Consider the following 19,551-nt stretch of genomic DNA (forward strand, 5'->3'; position numbering starts at 1 on the left):
AAAAATTCCAATAGCGTTAGGGATGGAAGTTGACCGTCAGGTTGCCCTGTGCCTTCTACGTCTGTATCAACTACAGTAAGGTCTGGTCATGGAAGGGAGCGACTTGTGCCGCAAAGTACATCGACACTGAAGCTTTTCCAAAACCAGACTTTCCGGATGCTCTGGATTGCAGCCCTTGCCTCAAATTTCGGAGGACTCGTACAGGCCGTTGGGGCGGCATGGATGATGACATCCCTGACAGAGTCTCAAAGCATGGTCGCGCTTGTGCAATCCTCGGTGACACTACCCATCATGATATTCTCATTGTTGGCAGGGGTGTTCGCCGATAATTTCGACCGCCGTAAAGTCATGCTCATTGCACAATCCTTCATGCTCATTGTGTCGATCGTGCTCGCGATCATGGCCTATGAGGGGCTGCTAACACCATGGATATTATTGGGATTTACCTTTTTGATCGGATGTGGCACGGCACTGCACAATCCGTCTTGGCAGGCATCGATGGGAGATATCGTTTCGCGTGATGAATTGTCAGCAGCGGTGTCACTTAACAGTATGGGTTTCAACCTGATGCGCAGCATCGGGCCTGCTGCGGGGGGGCGATCGTGGCCATCGCGGGTGCTGCCGCGGCTTTTACGGTGAATGCCTTCAGCTATGTTGGCATCATCACTGCCCTGTGGTTCTGGCGTCCGTCCACGCCGCAGCGGCGCTTGCCGCGTGAACGAATGGGCAGCGCGTTTTCCGCAGGGCTACGCTATGTGGCGATGTCGCCCAATCTTATGAAAGTGATTTTTCGCGGCTTTATGTTTGGCGTCTCCGCTATTGCAATTCTGGCGCTGCTGCCACTGATTGTCAAAGAACTGTTGCAAGGGGGTGCATTTGTCTACGGCGTGCTGCTGGGCTGTTTTGGTATGGGCGCAGTAGGCGGCGCATTGCTGAATGCCCGCTTGCGGTCACGGTTTCGGAATGAGCGTATTGCCCAGTCGGCATTCCTGGCCTTTGCTGTAAGCTGCGTTACGCTGGCCCTGAGCCGTCACTACGTTTTCAGTGGTGCTGCTCTGCTGCTTGCCGGCGGTAGTTGGGTCGTGGCCCTTTCCCTATTCAATGTCACGGTTCAGTTGTCCACGCCGCGTTGGGTCGTCGGTAGAGCTCTTGCACTTTATCAGACCGGCGTGTTTGGCGGAATGGCCGGAGGAAGTTGGGTATGGGGCGCAATAGCCGAAAACTTCGGGGCGGACCGTGCAATGTTCGTGGCAGCCGCCTTGCTAGTCCTTGGTGCTTTGGCGGGCCTTCACCTGCCATTGCCTGATTCCACCGAACTCGACCTCAATCCGCTCAATACTTTCACAGAGCCGTCCCTGCGACTGGACCTGACACAGCGTAGTGGGCCTATAATGATCATGGTCGATTATGAAATTGCCCAGCAGGATGTGACCGAATTTTTGGCTTTGATGAACACGAGGCGACGCATCAGAATCCGCGACGGGGCGCAGCAATGGACCCTGTTGCGGGATCTTGAAAATCCGGACTTCTGGACCGAGACATATCATGTCCCTACTTGGGTCGAATATGTCCGCCACCACGAGCGTCGCACGCAGGCTGATGCCGAGTCATATAAGAGCGTTCTGAAACTTCATCGCGGTGAAAATCGACCCAAGGTCCATCGCATGATTGAGCGACAGGCAATCTCTCTTCAGGATGACACTCCACTAAAAAACGCGCCGGACAAGGTTGCTGAATAGTAAAGGCTATTCCGAGCCTGGGCATACTTTTGCGTCGTGGTGCATTCAAGATTTAGGCGATCTGCGGTCAACAAACAAAACTGCATGGTGATCAGGAGTTCAGGGTCGGGGCTAAGGGACGCACCATGCAAAGAATGTCTGCCTGCTGCCCGAAATAATTAATTCGGCTTGCGGCCCAACCCTGCGGTCGAAGTTAATTTCTACAAAGGGTTGCTTACATTCATCCGACACTCTCCTGCATGTAGGGGATGCCATTGGTCGAGAATGGGAGATTCATAGTCCAGTCTCTGGTATTCACCCAGCACGATTACCAGTGTGGCAAATAGGGCGAATGTGGGCGTAAATTCACCGATAAGTTTTTTATTTTAAACTTAAATCTTGACCTCGAAATTCTGGGTAATTATTTGTTCTTTATATACAAATTTCTTTATTAACAACTGCTTCGATTAATGCTTTAGCAAGAAAGCCGCCCTTTCGGTCACGCTTGGGAAACGATGTTCTCCGCTAATCTTTCGTGCAAATAAATTTGATAGGTTCGCGCGCCTTTCGGCAGCGACGGCATGGGAGTGCATATGAGCGAAACGACCTTTTCTGTATCATCGGGATTTGCGCAACGGTTGCGTGGCATGGGGGCTTCGCTGTCCTTTAGTTCGTATCAATCGGGCATTCTGTATTTCGTTGGCCTAAAAAAGGACGGTGGTCTTAATATACACCAGTCGCATTTGCCCAAACCGATGGGGTTGTGCCTTGACGATCAGGGCGCTTTGACCCTCACCAGCGCCTATCAGATCATGCGGTTCGAGAATGTGCTGGATGCGGGCGAACAAATTAACAAATATTTTGATGCCTGCTATGTGCCGCGTTTGGTGCATGTAACCGGTAATTTGGACGCCCATGATGTGGGCGTTGATACCGAGGGACGGGCGGTTTTTGTCAACACGCGGTTCAACTGTTTGGCCCGCCCCTCGATGCGCCAAAGCTTTGAAGAAGTGTGGCGTCCGCCGTTTATCTCGGCTTTGGTCGACGAAGATCGCTGTCACTTGAATGGCTTGGCGATGGAGAATGGCGCGCCGCGGTATGTGAGTGCCGTGAGTAAATCCGACACCATTGATGGCTGGCGGGATCGTCGCGCGGATGGGGGCATCGTGATGGATGTGACAACGGGCGAGGTGGTCTGCGAAGGGTTGTCGATGCCGCATTCTCCACGGATGCATAACGGCGACCTTTGGGTGCTGAATTCTGGCACCGGCGAGTTGGGCGTTGTTGATATCAAGAGCGGTACGTTTGAGCCGCGCGTCTTTTGCCCCGGATTTTTGCGGGGGCTGCGCTTCCACGGCAATCTGGCAATCGTGGGCCTTTCTAAGCCGCGCTATAAGCGGTTTGAGGGGTTGGCGCTGGATGAAAAACTCCGCGCGGCGGACAGTGAGCCGTGGTGCGGGCTGCAAGTAATCGACCTGAATACAGGGGCTTGTGTTGATTGGCTTCGGATTGATGGGGCCGTCAGCGAGCTTTACGATCTTGAAATACTTCCCGGAGTGACCTGCCCAATGGCGCTCGCTCCGACGTCGCCAGAGGCGGCCAATCTGATCACATATTCCAAGACAAAAATTTAAATCAAAAAAAATATCGAGTAAGGATACCACCCCATGCGCACTTCCGATTTCAACAAGCCAACGCCTGCCTATCATCACCTTAAGCACCCCGGCGGCCGCCTCACCAAGATCGGTGGCCAAGCTGTGAGTTTGGCGCCGCAATTGGGTCAAGCCTTTGCGAGCTTGGGCGCCTCCGTGTCGCGCATTGCTGTAAAACGCGGAGCAATAATGGGCCACAGAAGCGGCTGCGTATCGCAGTTGTAGCGGAGTAAAAATCCGCCAGTTTGTGTCCTTCGTTTATTCGGAGGGCGGGAGATGTATTCTGTGGATATTTATAATCGTGTGCGCCGTGCTTGTTTGAAGGACGGGATGTCTACTCGAGAAGCGGCGCGTTATTTCAACAAGGATCGCAAAACGATAGCCAAGATGTTGCGGCATGAGCTCCCTCCTGGTTATCGGCGTTCAGAAGCCCCGCGTCGCCCAACGCTTGATGATTATGTTGGTGTCATCGATAATATACTGCGTACAGATAAGGCCCTGATCAAAAAGCAGCGCCACACCGCCAAGCGTATTTTTGAGCGTTTGAGGGATGAACACGGGTACGCGGGAAGCTTGACGACAGTGACCTATTACGTTCGCGAACAAAAGCGACGCACTAAAGAGGTGTTTGTACCGTTGTCGCATCGGCCAGGCCACGCGCAGGTTGATTTTGGTGAGACACTTGGCGTGATTGGTGGCGTGGAATGCAAGATCCATTTTTTTGTAATGAGCTTACCGCATTCTGATGCGGTGTTCGTTAAGGGATACCCTGCCGAGACGACGGAAGCATTCTGCGATGGCCATGTGTCCGCCTTTGCGTTCTTTGATGGTATTCCGCAGTCCATTCTCTACGACAACACCAAGATCGCCGTTGCGCGGATACTCGGGGACAGAACGCGTATTCGCACACGTCGGTTCACTGAGCTGCAATCCCATTACCTGTTCGATGACAAGTTCGGGCGACCAGCGCGAGGAAACGATAAAGGCAACGTTGAGGGCATGGTTGGATATACGCGTCGCAACTTCATGGTCCCTGCGCCGCGTTGTGACAGCTTTGATGATTTGAACGCCCATCTGGAAGCGAAGTGTTTAGCACGTCAGGACGATACTTTGCGCGGCCACACCCAAACCATAGGTCAACGTTTGGTATCCGATTTTGATGCGCTGATGGGGTTGCCCGTGGCGGAATATGAAGCCTGCGACCATGTCAACACACGGGCCACTTCGATCTCGATGGTGCGCTATCGCAGCAATGACTACTCGGTGCCGGTGGCTTATGCACACCACGATGTTCATGTGCGTGGGTTTGTACATGAGGTTATCATCGGCTGCGGTAACGAGATCGTTGCACGGCACAAACGATCCTACCTATCCGCGGATATGATCTTTGACCCGCTCCACTTCCTGCCCTTGATTGAGCAGAAGGTGGGGGCTTTGGATCAGGCAGCCCCTTTGCAGGGCTGGAATCTACCGGATGCCTTCGCCACCCTGCACCGACTGCTCGAAGCCAGAATGGGCAAACCGGGCAAGCGAGAATACGTTCAAGTTCTGCGCCTTTTGGAAACATTCGAGATGGACGTTGTGCAAGGCGCAATCCAGCATGCCATTGATCTGGGCGCTATTGGCTATGATGCCGTAAAACACCTTGTGCTATGCCGTATTGAGAAGCGGCCACCGCGATTGGATTTGGACTTCTACCCGTATTTGCCTAAGGCCAATGTCGGCACGACACGCCCATCCAGTTACATGAGCCTGCTGGGAGCCACGGCATGACAGATGCTCCCCAAATCCTTCTGCACCACCACCTCAAGAAGTTGCGCTTGCCAACGTTCCAAGGAGAGTACGCAAAACAAGCCCAAATCTGTGCTGCTGAGAATAAGGACCACATCCAATATCTGGCGCGTCTGTGCGAGATGGAGTTAATTGACCGCGAACGGCGGATGATCGAAAGGCGGATCAAAGCGGCGAAGTTCCCCAGCACCAAAAGCCTGGATAGTTTTGACTTCAAGATCATGCCCAGCTTGAACAAGCCACTGACGATGGACTTGGCTCGATGTGACTACGTGGATCGCAGAGAAAACATTATTGCCCTCGGCCCATCGGGAACGGGCAAGACCCACATAGCTTTAGGACTTGGATTAGCCGCGTGCCAAAGAGGGTTGAAAGTACGGTTCACGACGGCGGCAGCCTTGGTTCATGATCTGATAGAAGCCCAAGATGAGCTCCGATTGCAGCGCATGCAAAAGCAACTGACGAGCCAGAATCTGTTGATCATTGATGAATTAGGCTTCGTTCCTCTGAGTAAATCCGGCGCAGAATTGCTCTTTGAGGTGATCTCGCAGTGCTACGAACGTGGTTCCATCATCATAACCTCAAACCTGCCCTTTGATGAATGGACCGAAGTCTTTGGCTCAGAGCGGCTCACGGGAGCCTTGCTGGATCGTTTGACACATCACGTCCACATCCTTGAGATGAACGGCGAAAGCTATAGGCTCAAACACAGTCGTAAGAACCGCCAGTAGTCAAAACACATCAAGATCAGAACAATGTTGGCCCATGGGCCAACATGCGCTTTGGCACGCGTTAGCTATTTGGGGGCACGCGCACCAAAGCGCAGAACATCCGAGAACTCAGTGGACCAATTTTACGCCGCGATCTGGTCCCTTTTTACTCTGCGATTGACAGCGGCATTCACGGTGTAGACAAAACCATTCAATAAATGCTCGCGTTAGTGGGGACAGTTTGCCAAAGGTGGCGCGCGCGACTCTGCCGTTTTTCTTATTACTGTGCCTTGCAGAGGCAATACACTACGTTTTTTCGGAAATTGTGCTTTGGTTGCCAGAACGCATTTATGGATAGCTGCTGCCTTGTCCCGCCAAGATGTTTCGAAGCTTGACCTTTGGGTTGACCGCGGTGAATGTCCGGTTTTCGCGGCGGGCTCAACTGATCGACGCAACACACTGTGCGAACTTCTCTGCGGGCGTTTGGTATTGCAAGGTCTTTCGAGGCCGTTCGTTTAACTGTCTGGCGATAGCACTAAGTTTTGCTTGGGAATGAGCAGATAAATCAGTTCCACGGGGTAGATACTGCCGAAGCAACCGGTTGGTGTTTTCGTTTGATCCTCGTTGCCAGGGCGATTGTGGGTCGCAAAAATAGACATCGACATCGGTTGCCATGGTCAGGCGCGTGTAATCTGCCAGTTCCTTCCCACGATCCCATGTCAGAGATTTGTAAAGTTCGCGTGGCAACCTCTGAGCCGATTTGATCAGCCCAGAGACGACACTTTCGGTGTCCTTATTCGCAACCTTTACCAGCATGACATACCGGGAATGGCGTTCGACAAGTGTCGCGATATAGCTGTTCTTTGAGCCTCCGATCAGGTCGCCCTCCCAGTGCCCCGGCACAGCCCGATCCTCGACGGATGCTGGTCTTTCGCTGATCGACACTGCATCCTTGATCTGGCCGAGACCATTGCGTTTGAGGCTGGCATGCTTGGAGCGGCGTATCGTGCGCTTGGCTCTCAAATGCTCGAGAAGTTCCTTCTTTAAAACCCCACGCGCCTGTATATAAAGGCTTCGATAGATCGTCTCGTGTGACACCTGTTTCTGCACCTCTCCCGGGAATGCACGCTTCAGCCAGCCTGCAATCTGTTCGGGCGACCACTTTCGCCGCAGCTTAGCGGATACTGCGCGGCTCAATGCGGGGTGGCAAGCCAGCTTACACATCTTGGGACGCAATGCGCAGTCCCACGCGGCCTGGTCTGACGTCGTCGCACGATATCCAGCAGATCCACCGTTGCGCCGAACCTCGCGGCTGATGGTCGAAGGCGTACGACCCAACTGCCGTGCAATTGCGCGTAAGGAGTGCTTAATGCTGAGCCCCCGCGATATCTCTTCACGTTCACTGAGACTAAGCGCCCGCTTGTCACGTTTCCGATCTGATGGACGGATGCCGCCCGTCGGTGAGATCACGGAAAAGACCGAAGATGATTGCCGGTAAAACACCCGACCAATCGAACTCATCGACTCCCCACGCTGCCAACGGTCCCAGATCTCGGCACGCTGCTCAGCTGAATAATAAATCCTGCGGCGATACTTCATAATCAACACTCCATCTTTTCCTAAAGATTAAAGTGTTGCGTCCACCTGTTGAGAACACCGCCCTTAGTCTTGAATGATACGAACGGCCCTGACCTGTAATGCACCATGACCGAAGATACTGCGGTTAGGCCCGCCATTGCAGCCATTCGATGCGTTCATAAGTCGACGAACCGAAGCCGCCTTCTCGCGGCAAGCAGGTTCAACGATCAAGTCTCGGAGATAATGTATGGTCGCTGCGCCCGAGTCTGCAGCTTTTTTCGGATCAGCATCAGGTGCCTGAACTGCATGACAGGCTGGTTACTCTTTGGCCGCAGCATCGTAGATGGAGCGCGCAGCGTCGATTGTAGCAAGGTTATCCAAGGCCCAATGCCCCAATGCGCGGACGGGTTCGCGGAATGATTGGCCCATGGGCGTAAGATTGTATTCCACCTTTGGCGGGATCGTCGGATGGTAAGTCCGGTTGACCAAACCGTCTCGTTCCAGCTCTTTCAGAGTTAGGCTGAGCATGCGTTGCGAGATGCCCAAATTCCGCTTCAGTTCATTGAAGCGGAGCGTCCCATATTGGGCCAGAGAAATGATGACAAGGACGCTCCAGCGATCACCAACACGCGACAACACTTCGTTGATCCGTTTGCAATCCGGGCATTGCTGTGAGTCTAACATGTCGGTTCCCTTTTTGTGACCGAGGTTCTTTTCTGTGCCTTCTTGCGACTCAGGTAGGTTCTTAATACATCGTCGGTAACAAAAGTATACCGCACTGCCCGAGTGCCCACAATAGGATCGATTTCATGACCAACAATACCCTACTCGAACAATTGAACTGGCGTTATGCGACCAAGAAAATGGACGCGACCAAGTCGGTCCCACAAGACAAGCTCGATGCTATCATCGAAGCGGTTCGCATGGCGCCAACATCAAGTGGAACCCAACCCTTTGAGTTGATTGTCGTGACAAACCCCGAGAAATTGGCCGAAATTCGAAAAGCCGCGGGCGATCAGGCCCAGATCACGGATGGCTCACACCTGTTGGTATTTGCAGCCTGGGATAACTACACGGCTGACCGCATCGACGAGGTCACAGATCTCAATGTCGAAGCACGCGGCGATTTGCCAATGCTGAACGCATATTACGATAATCTGAAAAACAACTATCTGCCGCGCGACACCGAGGTTAATTACGCGCACGCCGCCCGCCAAGCCTATATCGCGTTGGGAGTTGCGCTGGTGGCTGCCGCCGAACAACAAGTCGACAGCACCCCGATGGAAGGTTTTGACCCAAGTAAGGTCGATGAGATTTTGGGGTTATCGGAGCGCGGATTGCGGTCAGTTGTTCTGTTGCCCCTAGGCTACCGTGATCCAACCGGAGATTGGCTGTTGCCAATGAAGAAAGTGCGCAAGTCAGCTGAAACTATGGTTAGCTACGTCGACTAACCAATTAAATCACACCTCAAAATTGCGCCCCCGATCCAAGCAGGTCTCGATGATTGCTTGCTTGGCTCTGAGCAAATTTTATTCAAGAAAGTGAACAAAGATGTCCCTGCCCGAAACATATCTCCAGATGATCTCCACAGTTAGTACTGATGGTGAGCTTCAAATGCGCCTTGCAGCAAAAAAAATGCCAACACCGGGTCCGGATGAAGTCTTGGTACGCATTGAGGCGACCCCTATTAACCCGTCAGATCAAGGCGTGATGTTTGGCTGGTCGTCGATGGACAAGGCAACGTCGACGGGCACAGGCGCCGACACGATCCTAAAAGCCCCGGTGTCAAAACACGGCATGCAAGTGATGAAAGCACGTGTTGGTCAAGATCTGTCCATTGGCAACGAGGGCAGTGGTACTGTTGTTGCTGTCGGTGAGAACGCACAAGGGCTTATGGGCAAACTGGTTGGCCTCATGGGCGGGGAAATGTATGCGCAATACCGGTTAGTCAAGGCGGCGATGTGTTTGCCCCTTGGTCCAGACCATACAGCAAAAGATGGTGCCGCCTGCTTCGTCAATCCACTTACGGCGTCGTCCATGGTAGAAGCCATGCAGCTTGAGGGGCACACCGCGCTTGTCCACACAGCAGCCGCCTCAAACTTGGGCCAAATGTTGAACCGCATCTGTCAAGCTGACGGCGTACAACTGGTGAATATCGTTCGCTCCGAAGCGCAGGAAAAATTGTTGCGCGATATGGGCGCTCAGTATGTCGTTGATAGCTCCAAAGACAGCTTTATGGCTGATTTAACAGATGCCGTACACGAAACCGGCGCTACCTTGGCTTTTGATGCGACTGGTGGCGGACGGCTGGCGTCAGATATCCTAAGCGCAATGGAAGCCGCGGCTGCACGTACACCGGGAGCTTATAGCATCTATGGCTCCGTGAAGCACAAACAAGTCTACCTTTATGGTGGTTTAGACACATCCGAGACGATCCTCACGCGCGGATATGGTATGGCGTGGGGCGTTGGCGGATGGTTGTTGCCCAACTTTCTTGCCCGCGTTGGTCAAGAGGCTGCTGATCGTATGCGCGCGCGCGTTGTGCAGGAATTAACGACAACCTTTGCAAATGACTACTCTGATGAGATTTCGCTTGCCGATGCGCTGCAGTCCGAAGTCGTGGCGCGCTACAATGCCAAAAAGACAGGTGCAAAGTTCCTAATCAATCCGCAGCTTCCGATGTAACGCGATTGCAGGAAAGGTTGCCAATATCCGCTCCGACACTTCAGTGTGTTGGGGCGTGACCTGCGCCCAATTTTCCTTGGGCGGACAAGGTGAGCTTTCGCTGCGACTGCCCCAAGAGCTGTTTAATGTGTGATCCTTGACCACCTCGTCGGCGCGGCAGCGTCAAAACTAACGCATTTGCAGCAATTATCTTGTTGCGAGCGCACGCAGCACAAAAATAAAATTCACAGTGTGGGCTCGGGGCCGCCTCCCGCACCACAACGCAGAGCGGATCTCACCGCGCACCTGCCGCGAGCTCACACTTTCCGCCCTAACAGTCCGTGTCTGGCCACGGCGGTGAGTTCGTCGGCCCAGAACTGACAAAAGTCTTCAATTTTGATACCAATAAGAAATTCAAACGGCGGTTTCCCCCGTCTGAACAAGCGGTAACTTGCTACGGTTTGAAGCCGTTGTTTTTCCAGCAACATCGCGCTCAACCAAACGGCCCAAACTGGCGACCCTGCGCTTTTTAAGCGTCGGTCCGCTGATTTCAGGATCAACCGAAAATATACTGAGTATTAGTTAGATAGGCGAATTAGAGTCTTAATTAAATAACGGAGACTTAATATGAAAACTGTCCTCGCAACGACCGCCGCCATTCTTGCTTTTACTGTTCCTACTAGGGCTGCCAGCGTGTCCGAACTGGATACCAATGGGGATGGAATGGTGACAAATGACGAGCTGAAAATCGTCAATCCTGAAATCACCGATGAAACCTTTGCCGCTATGGATACTAATGGCGGCGGTTCGCTGGACGACGAAGAACTCAGCGCCGCCGACCAATAAAGTAAACCCCGAGAGCTTATCAGAGCTCTTGTAGAAGTGTGATGCTCGGCGCTTCCCGGCTGGGCATCACTTTTCCTTCAATCGATCATTCACAGGCCCGTTTTGCGCAGGCAGTTGGTGACGTGTTCAATTCCCTTCTGAGCCCAATTTACTGCAATGCAGCCAAGGTTTTCTCCAGTTATATTGGGTTCTGCGATATGCTCTCAGACACTTGAAACAAGCCCGTTTGGACCGCATTGATTTGACGCTTCAAAGCCGTACAGCTGGGCTGGATGCGCTGGCAGTCATCGTACCGTTGTTAGACAGCGGCCCTATGTCCACATCAATTCTTTCGTTGTCTTGCCTCTTTTTTATTAAATTTGTCGCCGCTGTTTTCGTGAATTCCGCAGAGGACCACTTGATCCTCAGGCAGTAATGGAGACGCAAATGAAACGCCCAAAATACTATACTACGAACCAAGTCGCGGATATTTTCGGGAAACACCCTCGAACCATCCGCGACTGGATTTTGACAGGCTGTCTTACCCCTGACGGGCTGGTAAAGCTTGAAGCCGCCAAGTTCGGTAAATCTTGGCAGGTGAGGGATGTATGGCTGGTGCTCTTCGAACATCGAGTCCGGCCCGATGACGGGCGGCCGGATCTCGATCTCGAATGAGCTGCCATTTTTCTCCAACGAATGAAGCGACGTTTTGACACTGCAAGGCATGCTTATAGACTAGCTTATATGGGGGGGCGGAGTGAGGCTTTCCAAAAGATAGCGAGATATTCAACGTAAAAAGCACCCATCGTTCGAAGGGAGGTGCAGTTCCATGGACGGATGAAGATGAAAAACAGTTTCTTAGCCGACATGAGGCGGGAACTATGGCGCGCAATACTGCAGGGAGAGTTGGCGATACTCACTTGTCGGGACCAGAAAATGTAAAGATAAAAAAAGACAAAAAAACCTTAGCATGGCAACCGAGAAAGAAAGGCTCGCAACCAGTGCAGATTCGAATGGAGAAGGATTTTTTAGACGAAATCTCTGGTTTGTCGGATGGATGTAAAACATTCATGATAACTGAAAAGGGGCTCCTTTTGCATCTTCAAACTCGCTCGACAACCGAATTCGAAAGTGGATCATTCAAGCTGGCCTCGTCGATGATGAAGGGCGATCCAATTGGTCTCAACGCGGAATACGTAAACGTGTCGCTGAGAATATCGTTGAGCAGATTGGTTCTACCCATGAAGTTATGGCGTACTTGTCTCATGGTGACGAAAAAACTGCCGCAATCTATACCAGAAAAGCAGATCGTGAACGTTTGGCAGATATGGCTGCTGACCGCTTGGAGCAACACAAAAAAACACAGAGTGTCCCAGGCGGATATTGCCGTGGGACACTTTCTAAGCGAAGGTCCAATAAAGTATGGGGTTTCACACAAAGGTGGTAGTCCATAGGGGAGTTGAACCCCTCTTTCCAGGTTGAAAACCTAGCGTCCTAACCGATAGACGAATGGACCATACCTTGTGTGAGACGGGTTTTAGGGTTTGTGCGTGGTTGGTGCAAGGGTAAATTTGCTAAAATTGCGAAAAAAACTTCGAAACTTAAAAAAGTGAAATGAACAGGCTTTTGAGGCCTTTAAACACTAGGCTTCTGAGGCGCGGTTTGCATCTTCGAGGCGCATCTGCGGTTTCTGTCTGCCGGCCCAAGTGTTGATTTCGAGCCGTCCAGCGAGGTGAAAACGGGCCCCGCCGTGATTCTCCAAGGCAGGACCGAGGTCTGAGTCGTAGGCTCCAAAACAAATGGCTTCTATGCGGGGCCCGATTCCGTCGCCGAATGTGATCTTGAGGTGACTTTCGCCGACTCGTTTTGTGAAGAAAATCTGCTGGTCTGAAAATGCGAAGCGGGGGGCGGGGGCGGAGGCGCCGAACGGGCCAGCGGTTTCAATTTGTTCGATGAGTTCGACTGTTATCGCGCTGGCCATCAGCATTCCATCCAGTCGTAAATCAGCCGGGCCTGCCTCCCCTGCACCTTGTTTGGCCAAGAGTGCGCTCAGGCGTGCCATCGCTGGTTCGAGTTTATCTTCTTCTATCGACAATCCGGCCGCCATTTTGTGGCCGCCGCCTTTAATGAGTAGGCCTTCGGATGCAAGTTTTTGAATTGCGGCTCCTAAATCGACGCCAGAAATCGATCGCCCAGATCCTTTTCCTTCGCCATTATCAAGGCCGATTACGATAGCAGGGCGGTTGGTTTTTTCTTTGAGGCGGCTCGCGACAATTCCAACGACTCCGGGATGCCAGCCTTGGCCCGCGGCCCAGACCAAGGGCGCGTCCAAACCACGATTTTCGGCTTGTTCCATTGCGGCGGCACGCACACCTTCTTCAATCTCACGACGCTCTGAGTTGAGTTGATCCAGACGTTCCGCAAGCGCTTGGGCTTCGCTCGGGTCCGTTGTGGCGAGGAGGCGCGCGCCAAGGTCGGCCTTGCCGATCCGACCGCCTGCGTTAATGCGGGGGCCGAGGAGAAATCCAAGGCTGTAACTATTGGGGGCCGTGTCCATGCGCGCGACGTCTGCGAGGGCCACAAGGCCGATGCGGGCGCGGTTGGCCATCACTTTGAGGCCTTGGCGCACCAACGCACGGTTCACCCCAATCAGCGGGGCTACATCGGCCACTGTGCCCAAGGCCACGAGGTCGAGCATCGCCATGAGGTCTGGGCCTTTTGCCTGCGCTTCACGGAGTTGTCGGTTGGCCTCTACCAACATCAGAAACACAACGGCGGCGGCGCAAAGATGCGCGAGGTCACCGCTTTCATCTTGGCGGTTTGGATTCACAACCGCGTGGGCGTCGGGCAGGGTTTCCGCACCGAGGTGGTGGTCAAGGATGACAACTTCGGCCCCCTTAGCGGCGGCCACCGGCCCGTGGGAAACGGTGCCACAATCGACGCAAATGATGAGGTCATGCTCGGCGGCGAGTGCGGCCATGGCTTCGTCGTTTGGGCCATAGCCTTCGTCAATGCGATCAGGAATATAGAGGGTCGCTTGGCACCCCATTTGGCGCAACCAGTCGATCAAAAGCGTCGCAGATGTGGCGCCGTCCACGTCGTAATCTGCGAAAATGGCGATGCGTTCTTTGGTGTTTACCGCTTTGAGAAAACGGGTCGCAGCCTTTTCCATGTCCAGCAAGCTGCGCGGATCAGGAAGGAGGTCTCGCAGGGCTGGAGCGAGGAAGCTATCAACGTCAGCCGCTGCGACGCCCCGTTTTGCCAGAATGCGGCACAGGGCAGGGGGGAGTTGGGTCTGTTGTTCCAATGCCAACGCCGCGCGATCTTCATCGCCTGTGGGGCCACACCAGCGGCGTCCATTTAGAGATTTGGAAACGTTGAGAAAATCTTGCATATGGCCCCCGTTTGTTTTGGGTATCTTATCAGCCATATTTACGACATGCACCCGTACAATTCAGAGCAATTAGAGCCGCACACCCTGTAAGGCGCGCGGCAATCGTCATTATTTTGTTGGGTTGCGATACAACATGCGCCGCACGGAACCGGTTTTTGAGCGCATCAAGATTGTTTCCGTTGTAAGAAAGCCAATTTCGCGTTTGATCCCCGAAACAACGGAGCCATCGGTCACGCCAGTTGCTGCAAAAATCACGTCCTGTGTCACCAGATCATCGCGGGTATAGATGCGATCAAAATCGGTGATGCCGATCTTAATGGCACGGCCACGCTCATCGTCATTGCGGAACATGAGGCGTCCGTAGATCTGTCCGCCCATACATTTCAGGGCCGCCGCCGCGAGAACCCCTTCTGGTGCGCCGCCAGAACCCATATACATGTCGATACCCGTGATCGCGGCTTCGGCACAGTGGATCACACCAGCGACATCGCCATCGGTGATTAAACGGATTGCCGCGCCTGTTTCGCGCAATTCTGCGATCATGGCTTCGTGGCGCGGGCGTTCCAATACGCAAACCGTTATATCTTTGGCGTCGCACCCTTTCGCCTTTGCAAGGGCTGCAACGCGCTCTGACGGCGACATGCTGAGGGTTACTGTATCTACGGCGAATCCTGGGCCGATAGCCAGTTTGTCCATGTAAACGTCTGGTGCGTGCAGCATGGAACCGCGTGGGCCCATTGCGATCACGGTCAATGCGTTTGGCATGTCTTTTGCGGTGAGGGTTGTTCCTTCCAGCGGATCAAGAGCAATATCGACGGCGGGGCCAGTGCCCGTGCCAACTTTTTCGCCGATATAAAGCATCGGGGCTTCGTCGCGTTCGCCTTCGCCGATCACAACCACGCCGTTGATATCTAGCATGTTCAATTGGTCGCGCATGGCGTTTACGGCGGCTTGGTCGGCGGCCTTCTCGTCTCCGCGTCCAATCAGGTTCGCGCTCGCAATCGCGGCAGCTTCGGAGACGCGGGCAAGGCCCAACGATAACATTCGGTCATTAAAATCAGTGGCATTTGCCATGGTGTTTTCCTTGCTCTCACTAAAGGGACGGTCAAAGTCAGGGGCGGGCCGGCCCCGTAATTTTAAACTGTTTCGATACGAATTGCGACCGGAGCCGAGGCCAAAACGGACGAGTTTTGAAATCCGACGAACGCGTTTTCCAACGCGTCGGGGGTCGTTTTATGGGTCACAATCAATACGGGTGCTGTTTGGGCCTTGTGCTCATACTGGCGCATCCGGTTGATGGAAACGCCTGCTTCTCCCAAGGCCGAGGCAATTTTTGCCAAAGCCCCGGGTTTGTCCAGAAGCTCTAGACGGAGATAATAGGGGGCGGATGTACCCGAGACCGCGCTGCGCGCGGTTTCCAGCGCCTCGGCGGGTTTGCCGAATGTCGCAAGACGTGTCCCACGAGCAATGTCCATAATATCCGAAAGCACTGCGCTTGCGGTTGGGCCTTCGCCTGCGCCTGCGCCGCGTAAAACGATTTGGCCGACGTCATCGCCTTCCAAAACGACCATATTGGTACCGCCTTCAAGCTGCCCAAGCGGCGAGTCTGCGGGCACCAAGCAGGGGGACATGCGCTGCTCTAGGCCGCGTCCTGTGCGCTGAGCGACACCCAAAAGTTTGATGCGATATCCCATGTCAGCGGCGTGATGAATATCTTCAATTGTGATGCGCTGGATGCCTTCAAGCTCCACGCCGGCAAAGTCAATCTTGGTGCCAAAAGCGATGGAGGACAGAATCGCAAGCTTGTGCCCCGCATCAACGCCCCCCACATCAAGGTTTGGATCGGCTTCAAGATAACCAAGCTGGCTGGCTTCCTCGAAGACTTGGTCATAGGTGAGGCCAGCGCTCTGCATCCGTGTAAGGATATAATTGCAGCTGCCGTTCATCACGCCCATCACACGGGAAATTTCGTTGCCAGCCAAGCCCTCTGTGAGGGCCTTAACGACGGGAATTCCCCCCGCAACGGCCGCTTCAAAACGAATGACGCAGTCTGCTTTTTCGGCGGCAAGTGCAAGGGCATGTCCGTGGATAGCAAGCAAGGCTTTGTTGGCGGTCACAACATCTTTGCCTGCGGCAAGTGCGGCCTCCATTGCGTCTTTTGCCGCGCCTTCACTACCGCCCATCAACTCAACAAAGACGTCAATGTCATCTCGTTTTGCCAAGGCTACGGGATCATCTTCCCAAGCATAATCTGACAGCACAACGCCACGATCCTTGTCGCGGGAGCGCGCGGAAACGGCGGTGATAACGATGGGGCGACCGGCGCGATCCGCCAGCAAATTCGCCTTCTGGCGTAGGATTTTGACAACGCCAACTCCTACAGTCCCCAGTCCAGCAATTCCGAGTCGAAGTGGCGTGGTCATAGGAAAGTCCTTGGTGCTAGGGGCAGGGTGTTTTCGATGTCTGATTTCTTAGGCGTCTGTTAGCGGGAATTAGCGCCGGTTGCAACGCAACTTTCCTCGCTATTCGCTTGGTTTTGCAGGTGCTTTAGACGAAATATGCTAAAGGGGGCGGTGTCTTTCAATGGCTGCTAGGAGTTTTTGACGCGAGATCGGGTCAAGGACGGGCCCGCGCAAGGCGGCGGCGCGCGCTTTTAAGGCGGCGGTTCCTACGAGTTGTGTGGAGGGGGTTGCCACGGTTGGATAGGCTGCAATCAAGGAAGATAAGGGTAAAAGCGATGGAAACTTCGCCGCGCGATCAATTTCGCTGACTTGCGCACCGATGTCGGGCGCAGACGAGCAACTCATCAACGCGAAAAATGTTGCGAATAGGTAAGGTAAACGAAGCGGCAAGGCAGACTCAAAAGCTAAGAATAATGAGCTTTGGTTATAGTCGTTGGTCGCAAAAAAACAAGAAGGCGATGCCGATGGGGGTTCTCTCTGGATCATGAACGTTTGTTCATTTAAAAGAAGATATGGCACGCAAAACTGGTTCACACTCCAATATCACAGGCCCTCGCATTCGCGAGGTGGCTCTTTCGCTGTTTGCGCAACAAGGATTTGCAGCTGTTTCTATGCGCAAAATCGCCAGTGAAGTTGGCGTGCAAGCGGGGGCGTTGTATTTGTATACACCCGACAAACAAACGCTGCTTTTTGATCTGATGCAAAGCCACATGGACGAGTTATTGGCCGCATTTGACATAGTTGAAATCGCGGGATCTGCCCGCGCGCGACTAGAACAGTTTGCGCGGTTTCATATCGGATTTCACATGGAGCGGCCTGACGCGGTTTTTGTCGCCTATATGGAGTTGAGAAACCTAGAACCTGCGAATTTCACCAAGATTGAGGAGCTGCGGCGCCAATACGAAAGCCTGTTGGAGAATATCGTAAAGGCAGGGCAGGTCGAGGGTATTTTTGATGTACCCGACAGCAAGCTTGCGACGATGGCTTTGATTGCCATGCTCACGGGGGTGAACACGTGGTATCGCGAGGGCGGGCGCATGTCGCGCGCTGAGGTCGAAGATGTTTACGCGCAGATGGCGCTGAAGGCCGTCGGCGCGTAAAGCTTTGATTTAATGCGCAGGTTTGATGAAGGTTCCGTTGCGCAAGTCTGCGAAAGCCTGCTGAAGCTCTGCCCGTGTGTTCATCACAATCGGTCCGTGCCAAGCAACGGGTTCTTGGATCGGCGCACCTGAGATGAACAAAAACCGGATGCCTTTTTCACCCGCTTGAACGGTTACTTCATCGCCTGAGCCAAATCGAACCAAAGTCCGGTTGCCCGACATATCGCGAATATTGACCTCTTCGCCGCGCACTTCTTTCTCGAGGAGAACACCCGTCGGTTTTGAAGCATCGGCGAAACGGCCCGACCCGTCGAAAATATAGGCGAAGGCCCGACGGTAGGTGTCGATCTTGAAACTCTTTTTAACTCCTGCTGGCACGTAAATATCGAGGTACTGCGGATCAGCAGCGACACCATCGACAGGGCCGCTTTTCCCCCAGAAATTCCCTGTGATAACTTTTACGCGCGTGCCGTCGTCGTCGATGATTTCAGGGATATCGTTTCCTGTGACATCTTGGTATCGCGGCGTGGTCATCTTGAGATCACCCGGTAAGTTGGCCCAAAGCTGGAAGCCATGCATTTGGCCTGCGGCGTTCCCGCTTGGCATCTCCTGGTGCATAATTCCCGAGCCAGCGGTCATCCACTGCACGTCGCCCGCGCCCAATGTGCCCACATTTCCAAGGCTATCGCCGTGTTCAACGGAGCCTGACAACACATAGGTTATGGTTTCGATGCCGCGGTGGGGATGCCACGGGAAGCCTGCGGCAAAATCCTCGGGCTTTTCGTTGCGGAAATCGTCGAACAACAGAAACGGGTCCAGCATGTCTGGGTTTTCAAACCCAAAGGCACGGTGCAATTTAACGCCAGCGCCTTCAATGGTTGGCTTGGCGAGGGATGTATCCAAAATAGGGCGAATTGACATTTTCTTGTCCTTTCAAACTGTGTGATACGAAGATAGTCGCTCCAATGCCTTTGCAAAATAGCACATTCAGCACAGTGTCTGTGCATTAATGCGCGCTTCAAAACCCTACCCAGTTTCCGCGCTATCATTTCGCCGACAAGCAAGGTACACCGACGCCTGCATTTAGGGAGGTCACAATGACACAAGAGACGCATGAACCAGAAGTCGTAGCGGCGGAAAACGAGCCACAGAACGCGCCTGACGTTCCTTTTGCAGAAGCTAAGCCCTCGGCGCCACGACGTTTGATGGGGCTCGCAGTTCTTTATATGTTGGGTGGGTTGCTGCTCTATATTTCATTCGTGAAGCCCCCTGCAGAGCTTCTTTGGCAGGTGTTTTTGATCCTGTTCGGTCTGCTCATTATGTATCTTGGGGAACGGATGCGCAAAGCGACGCTTCAATCGATATTCTTGACGGCCGAAGGACTGGTTACGTCGGACGGTATTAAAATCGTTGATGTGGATAATGTGAAGTCAATCGACCGCGGCGTGTTTGCTTTTAAACCGTCAAATGGCTTTACCGTTCTTATGCACAAGAAGCAGGCGCGCGCTTGGTCCCCCGGCATTTGGTGGCGTTTGGGACGGCGTGTAGGGGTTGGCGGGGTTATTCAAGCGTCGCAAACGAAAAGCATGGCCGAAATTCTCGCGATGATGGTGCATCAACGGATGCACGGTCCAGACGAAAATATGGAGCCTTAAAG

The 19,551-nt window shown here is 53.4% G+C and carries 18 protein-coding genes, 1 tRNA gene and 1 pseudogene; 12 read left to right on the top strand and 8 right to left on the bottom strand.

Features of this window, described 5'->3' with window-relative positions; translation table 11 throughout:
- Positions 1-105: 105 nt before the first annotated feature.
- From RC74_RS10425 to istB, 5 genes and pseudogenes are all read left to right on the top strand, one after another.
- A pseudogene (locus RC74_RS10425) lies at positions 106-1,739 on the top strand (MFS transporter).
- Positions 1,740-2,311: 572 nt separating this feature from the next.
- A complete protein-coding gene (locus RC74_RS10430; protein ID WP_082802248.1) occupies positions 2,312-3,352 on the top strand; it encodes a TIGR03032 family protein in 1,041 nt (346 codons plus the stop codon).
- A gap of 33 nt (positions 3,353-3,385) precedes the next feature.
- Positions 3,386-3,595 carry a hypothetical protein gene (locus RC74_RS10435; protein ID WP_062628200.1) on the top strand — a complete coding sequence of 70 codons (210 nt, stop codon included), beginning with the start codon at positions 3,386-3,388 and terminating at the stop codon, positions 3,593-3,595.
- 51 nt (positions 3,596-3,646) lie between these two features.
- The gene (gene istA / locus RC74_RS10440) at positions 3,647-5,143 is read left to right on the top strand and encodes an IS21 family transposase (RefSeq protein ID WP_062628125.1); all 1,497 of its coding nucleotides are present in this window, start codon (positions 3,647-3,649) and stop codon (positions 5,141-5,143) included.
- On the top strand, positions 5,140-5,892 hold the full coding sequence (gene istB, locus RC74_RS10445; RefSeq protein WP_062628126.1) for an IS21-like element helper ATPase IstB: 753 nt from the start codon (positions 5,140-5,142) through the stop codon (positions 5,890-5,892). Before istA ends, istB begins: the two co-directional genes overlap by 4 nt.
- 417 nt (positions 5,893-6,309) lie before the next feature.
- On the opposite strand, the gene RC74_RS10450 is transcribed toward istB, so the two are convergent.
- Positions 6,310-7,470 (bottom strand): IS30 family transposase, encoded by a 1,161-nt coding sequence (locus tag RC74_RS10450; protein ID WP_062628201.1) that lies wholly within the window; start codon positions 7,468-7,470, stop codon positions 6,310-6,312.
- Positions 7,471-7,767: 297 nt separating this feature from the next.
- Entirely contained in the window at positions 7,768-8,133 is a 366-nt protein-coding gene (locus tag RC74_RS10455; protein ID WP_039001091.1) for a winged helix-turn-helix transcriptional regulator, read from the bottom strand.
- Positions 8,134-8,258: 125 nt separating this feature from the next.
- On the opposite strand from RC74_RS10455, the gene RC74_RS10460 reads away from it, so the two are divergent.
- From RC74_RS10460 to RC74_RS10485, 5 genes are all read left to right on the top strand, one after another.
- Positions 8,259-8,900, top strand: a complete 642-nt coding sequence (locus tag RC74_RS10460; RefSeq protein ID WP_039001090.1) for an NAD(P)H-dependent oxidoreductase — start codon at positions 8,259-8,261, stop codon at positions 8,898-8,900.
- Between the two features lie 163 nt (positions 8,901-9,063).
- On the top strand, positions 9,064-10,134 hold the full coding sequence (locus RC74_RS10465) for a zinc-binding dehydrogenase (RefSeq protein WP_236940060.1): 1,071 nt from the start codon (positions 9,064-9,066) through the stop codon (positions 10,132-10,134).
- Between the two features lie 606 nt (positions 10,135-10,740).
- Positions 10,741-10,959, top strand: a complete 219-nt coding sequence (locus RC74_RS10470) for an EF-hand domain-containing protein (RefSeq protein WP_039001088.1) — start codon at positions 10,741-10,743, stop codon at positions 10,957-10,959.
- 426 nt (positions 10,960-11,385) lie between these two features.
- Positions 11,386-11,613, top strand: coding sequence for a helix-turn-helix domain-containing protein (locus RC74_RS10480; RefSeq protein ID WP_039001086.1), 228 nt, complete (start codon positions 11,386-11,388; stop codon positions 11,611-11,613).
- Positions 11,614-11,819: 206 nt separating this feature from the next.
- Positions 11,820-12,392 (top strand): hypothetical protein, encoded by a 573-nt coding sequence (locus RC74_RS10485; protein ID WP_062628203.1) that lies wholly within the window; start codon positions 11,820-11,822, stop codon positions 12,390-12,392.
- On the opposite strand, the gene RC74_RS10490 is transcribed toward RC74_RS10485, so the two are convergent.
- From RC74_RS10490 to RC74_RS10510, 5 genes are all read right to left on the bottom strand, one after another.
- Positions 12,380-12,454, bottom strand: a tRNA-Glu gene (locus RC74_RS10490). The two genes, RC74_RS10485 and RC74_RS10490, sit on opposite strands and share 13 nt — an antisense overlap.
- A gap of 126 nt (positions 12,455-12,580) precedes the next feature.
- Positions 12,581-14,332, bottom strand: a complete 1,752-nt coding sequence (recJ, locus tag RC74_RS10495) for a single-stranded-DNA-specific exonuclease RecJ (RefSeq protein WP_039001085.1) — start codon at positions 14,330-14,332, stop codon at positions 12,581-12,583.
- Positions 14,333-14,440: 108 nt separating this feature from the next.
- Entirely contained in the window at positions 14,441-15,406 is a 966-nt protein-coding gene (gene glpX / locus RC74_RS10500; protein WP_039001084.1) for a class II fructose-bisphosphatase, read from the bottom strand.
- Between the two features lie 62 nt (positions 15,407-15,468).
- The gene (locus RC74_RS10505; RefSeq protein ID WP_039001083.1) at positions 15,469-16,755 is read right to left on the bottom strand and encodes a homoserine dehydrogenase; all 1,287 of its coding nucleotides are present in this window, start codon (positions 16,753-16,755) and stop codon (positions 15,469-15,471) included.
- A 138-nt stretch (positions 16,756-16,893) separates the two neighbouring features.
- Positions 16,894-17,184 carry a hypothetical protein gene (locus tag RC74_RS10510; RefSeq protein ID WP_156477448.1) on the bottom strand — a complete coding sequence of 97 codons (291 nt, stop codon included), beginning with the start codon at positions 17,182-17,184 and terminating at the stop codon, positions 16,894-16,896.
- A 122-nt stretch (positions 17,185-17,306) separates the two neighbouring features.
- Here RC74_RS10510 and RC74_RS10515 point away from each other — a divergent pair, with 122 nt between their 5' ends.
- On the top strand, positions 17,307-17,894 hold the full coding sequence (locus tag RC74_RS10515) for a TetR/AcrR family transcriptional regulator (RefSeq protein ID WP_039001081.1): 588 nt from the start codon (positions 17,307-17,309) through the stop codon (positions 17,892-17,894).
- A gap of 9 nt (positions 17,895-17,903) precedes the next feature.
- On the opposite strand, the gene RC74_RS10520 is transcribed toward RC74_RS10515, so the two are convergent.
- Entirely contained in the window at positions 17,904-18,815 is a 912-nt protein-coding gene (locus RC74_RS10520; RefSeq protein ID WP_039001080.1) for a pirin family protein, read from the bottom strand.
- A 176-nt stretch (positions 18,816-18,991) separates the two neighbouring features.
- Here RC74_RS10520 and RC74_RS10525 point away from each other — a divergent pair, with 176 nt between their 5' ends.
- A complete protein-coding gene (locus tag RC74_RS10525) occupies positions 18,992-19,549 on the top strand; it encodes a hypothetical protein (protein WP_236940061.1) in 558 nt (185 codons plus the stop codon).
- Positions 19,550-19,551: the final 2 nt, after the last annotated feature.

The organism is Falsihalocynthiibacter arcticus (assembly GCF_000812665.2).
GTDB classification, from domain to species: domain Bacteria; phylum Pseudomonadota; class Alphaproteobacteria; order Rhodobacterales; family Rhodobacteraceae; genus Falsihalocynthiibacter; species Falsihalocynthiibacter arcticus.

Coding starts and splice junctions, on each gene's coding strand:
- RC74_RS10430 (WP_082802248.1), top strand. CDS start 2,312: ATGAGCGAAACGACCTTTTCTGTATCATCGGGATTTGCGCAACGGTTG.
- RC74_RS10435 (WP_062628200.1), top strand. CDS start 3,386: ATGCGCACTTCCGATTTCAACAAGCCAACGCCTGCCTATCATCACCTT.
- istA (WP_062628125.1), top strand. CDS start 3,647: ATGTATTCTGTGGATATTTATAATCGTGTGCGCCGTGCTTGTTTGAAG.
- istB (WP_062628126.1), top strand. CDS start 5,140: ATGACAGATGCTCCCCAAATCCTTCTGCACCACCACCTCAAGAAGTTG.
- RC74_RS10450 (WP_062628201.1), bottom strand. CDS start 7,470: ATGAAGTATCGCCGCAGGATTTATTATTCAGCTGAGCAGCGTGCCGAG.
- RC74_RS10455 (WP_039001091.1), bottom strand. CDS start 8,133: ATGTTAGACTCACAGCAATGCCCGGATTGCAAACGGATCAACGAAGTG.
- RC74_RS10460 (WP_039001090.1), top strand. CDS start 8,259: ATGACCAACAATACCCTACTCGAACAATTGAACTGGCGTTATGCGACC.
- RC74_RS10465 (WP_236940060.1), top strand. CDS start 9,064: ATGCGCCTTGCAGCAAAAAAAATGCCAACACCGGGTCCGGATGAAGTC.
- RC74_RS10470 (WP_039001088.1), top strand. CDS start 10,741: ATGAAAACTGTCCTCGCAACGACCGCCGCCATTCTTGCTTTTACTGTT.
- RC74_RS10480 (WP_039001086.1), top strand. CDS start 11,386: ATGAAACGCCCAAAATACTATACTACGAACCAAGTCGCGGATATTTTC.
- RC74_RS10485 (WP_062628203.1), top strand. CDS start 11,820: ATGGCGCGCAATACTGCAGGGAGAGTTGGCGATACTCACTTGTCGGGA.
- recJ (WP_039001085.1), bottom strand. CDS start 14,332: ATGCAAGATTTTCTCAACGTTTCCAAATCTCTAAATGGACGCCGCTGG.
- glpX (WP_039001084.1), bottom strand. CDS start 15,406: ATGGCAAATGCCACTGATTTTAATGACCGAATGTTATCGTTGGGCCTT.
- RC74_RS10505 (WP_039001083.1), bottom strand. CDS start 16,755: ATGACCACGCCACTTCGACTCGGAATTGCTGGACTGGGGACTGTAGGA.
- RC74_RS10515 (WP_039001081.1), top strand. CDS start 17,307: ATGGCACGCAAAACTGGTTCACACTCCAATATCACAGGCCCTCGCATT.
- RC74_RS10520 (WP_039001080.1), bottom strand. CDS start 18,815: ATGTCAATTCGCCCTATTTTGGATACATCCCTCGCCAAGCCAACCATT.
- RC74_RS10525 (WP_236940061.1), top strand. CDS start 18,992: ATGACACAAGAGACGCATGAACCAGAAGTCGTAGCGGCGGAAAACGAG.